At 75.0% G+C, this 3,229-nt stretch carries 2 protein-coding genes; both read right to left on the bottom strand.

Annotated elements, in window-relative coordinates; all coding sequences use genetic code 11:
• A partial coding sequence (locus ACWF94_RS26835) for a hypothetical protein (RefSeq protein ID WP_453493636.1) occupies positions 1-933 on the bottom strand: 933 nt, incomplete at its 3' end.
• On the bottom strand, positions 933-3,229 hold a 2,297-nt coding region (locus ACWF94_RS26830), incomplete at its 5' end, for a DEAD/DEAH box helicase (protein WP_453493633.1). The genes ACWF94_RS26835 and ACWF94_RS26830, both read right to left, overlap by 1 nt.

Genomic DNA, 3,229 nt, shown 5'->3' with positions numbered 1-3,229 from the left:
GTCCTCGGGCCGTTCGCCGGCCGGCAGGGAAGCGGCCAGGCGTACCGCGTCGGCGACCGGGTCCGTCTCCAGCACGGTGCCCTCGGTGAGCAGTTGCCGGGACTGGCGGGCGGCTTCGGCCGCGAGGTGGCGCAGCACCTTCAGGGAGGGTGCGGGCGCCGGTGGCTCGGGCAGTTCCAGTCCCGCGAAGGTGACCGTGGGCCGGCCGCCGCCGTCGCCCGCTTCGCGGCCGGGAACGGTCGGGGTGCCGCCCGCCCACTGCTGGTAGGCATGGTGGGCCCCGACATACGGCCCTGCCGGGCGCCCGGGCGTGCGGGGACCGCGGTGCTTCCCGGGCGCTGCCGCAGCGGGGTCCGGCGCCTGGCGCGAGCCGGTCGGGCTCTGGTGGAGCGAGCCGGTCGGGCTCTGGTGGGGGAGGTCGGCCGGGCCCTGGTGGGGGAGGCCGGTCAGGTCCCAGCGGTGGAGGCCGCGCAGGGTCATCAGCAGGGCGGGGCGAGCATGCACGTGCCGGGCGACGGCGTGGCCGAGAGCGGCGGTGTGCCGGCACGGCGCCTGCCCGCATGCGCAGGCGAAGGCCAGGTGGGCGGCGCCGGGGGCGATGGGGACATCGGCGGTCCTGGCCGGATCGGCGAGCGCGGCGGGGAGCCGGCCTTGCCGGAGCGCGTCCCGGTGGCTGCTGTCGGTCAGGACCGCGGCGAGTGCTCGCTGCTCCTCCCCGCTGAGCGGGGCGACGCGGATCGTGGCGCGGGCGGGTTCGCCGTACGGAGGGGTGACGACGCCGCTGATCTGTCCGGGCCGGAACTCCAGGCGGGCGGGCACGCCTCCGGCGAGGTGGATGTCGTGGCCCTGGGCGAGGGTGGTTGGGCTGCCGGTGGCCTGCTTGTGGGCCGCCTCCCAGGCCGGCACCCAGGGTGAGGCGGTGGCGTCGGACACTAGTGTGCTCCCAGGGCGATGAGTTCGGCGAGTTCGGCCTCCGACAGATCGGCGAGCGCGGTCTCGCCGCTGTGCAGGACGGCGTCGGCCAGGGCCCGCTTGCGCTCCAGGAGGGCGTCGATGCGGTCCTCGATCGTCAACTCCGTCTGGAGCAGATGGACTTCCAGGGTGCGGGTCTGGCCGATGCGGTGCGCTCGGTCGATGGCCTGGGTCTCCACGGCGGGGTTCCAGGGCCGGTCGAACATGATGACGTGGCCGGCTTTGGTCAGGGTCAGGCCGGTGCCGCCCGCCTTCACCGTGAGAATCATGACCGGGTTGCGGCGTGCCTGGAAGGCGTCGACGAGGTCCTGTCGTGCCTGGCCCGGCGGGACCTGGCCATGGAGGAACAGTGGCTCGACGCCCTGGGCGCGAAGGTGGGTCACGAGCAGCCGGCCCATCGCCGCGTAGTTGGTGAACACCAGGGCCGACTCGCCCTGGGCGGTGATCTGGGCGAGGAGTTCGTCGACGGCGGCGAGCTTTCCCGAGCGCCGCCGCTGGGCGGCCGGATCGTAGTCGTGCGGGTCCGCCGTCTCGCCCAGGTAGTGGGCCGGGGTGTTGCAGATCTGGCGCAGCCGGGTGAGCAGGGTGAGCACCAGCGCGCGGCGCTCGCCGGGCTCGGCGCTGCTGATCCGCGCCATGGTGTCGCGTGCGACGGCCTCGTAGAGGGCGACCTGCTCGCGGGTGAGGGCCGCGTACCGGCGGGTGGTGACCTTCGCGGGGAGTTCCTTGAGGATATGCGGGTCGCTCTTGCGGCGCCTGAGCATGAAGGGGCTGAGCACCCGGGCCAGGCGGCGGGAGTCGTCCCCCGAGGGGTCCTGTTCGATGGGGCGCGCGAAGCGGTCGTGGAAGGTGCGGTGGGTGCCGAACAGACCGGGGTTCGTCCAGTCCAGGACCGACCAGGCATCCATGAGGCTGTTCTCGACGGGGGTACCGGTCAGGGCGACCCGGGCCCTGGCGGTCAGGCGGCGCAACTGGCGCGCGGTCTGCGAGCGGTGGTTCTTGGCCTGCTGGGCCTCGTCGGCGATGACCAGGTCGTACGGCCGCGCGGCCAGGACGTCCGCGTCGCGTCGCAGGGTGCCGTAGGAGGTGATCACGATCGCGTCGGCGGCCAGGCCGTCGAGGCTGCGGCCTTCACCGTGATAGCGGCGGGTGGGGGTGGCCGGGGCGAAGCGGGCGATCTCGCGTTCCCAGGTGGCGAGCAGGGAGGCCGGGCAGACGACCAGCGTCGGCGCGGCGCGTTCGGCCTGCTCGCGGCGGTGCAGATGCAGCGCGACGGCGGTGATGCTCTTGCCGGTGCCCATGTCGTCCGCCAGGCAGGCGCCGAAGCCCAGCCGGGTGGTGTTGGCCAGCCATGCCAGCCCCCGCCGCTGGTAGTCGCGCAGCGTCGCCCGCAGCGCGGCGGGTGTGGCGACGGGCTGGTGGGAGCCGACGCGCAGGAACTCCACCAGGTCGGCCAGCGCGTCGGTCGGCTCGCAGGCCACCAGGTCGCCGTCGACGGTGACGCTGCCGGTCAGGGCGGCGGTCAGCGCCTCGGCCGCGGGGAGCGTGCCGAGGTCGCGGTCCGCCGCGCGGCGGGCGGTCGCGGCGGTGACCAGCAGCCAGCGGTCGCGCAGCTGGACCAGGGATCGGCCGGCGGTGGCGAGGGCGTCCATCTCGGCGTCCGTCAGGCCGTCCCCGTCCACGGTCAACTGCCAGCGGAAGTCCAGCACGTTGTCCAGGCCGAAGGCGCGCTCGGTGGGGCCCGGGGCCGATCGGGTGCCGATCAGGGTACGTACGCCCAGCGCGCGGGCCCACTGCTGGGGCCAGGTGATCTCGATGCCGGCCCGGGCCAGGTCCTGGCCCATGTCGCCGAGCAGGAGCGCGGCTTCGGCGGCCCGCAGGGTGAACCGCGACGGGGGGTCCTGTTCCAGCAGGCGCCGCAGCGGCGGCCAGAGCCGGGCGGCGGCACGCAGTGACCGGCGGACCCGTTCCAGCCGGACCGGGTCGGCGCCGTGTCCGGGCAGGCACTCGGCGGCGTCGACGAGCCGGGGCTCCCCACCGGGCGAGGCGGTCCTGATCCGCAGCACCGCCCACAGCAGTTCGGTGTCCTCGGGGCTGTTCGCCGGCGGCTGCTTGATCGTCAGGACCAGGCCGGGCGGTGGCCCGGGGTCGACAAGCGTGTCGATCCGGTCCGTCCACGCCACCAGGTCCGGACCCCGGGGCCGCGGCGCGGGGGCCGTGTAGGGCGCGGAGCCCAGCACATACGCGGTGCCCGGGC

It is taken from the genome of Streptomyces sp. NPDC055078, from assembly GCF_053607985.1.
Note: the sequence above shows the minus strand (reverse complement) of the source record. Positions and strands in the feature narration are given on the sequence as shown.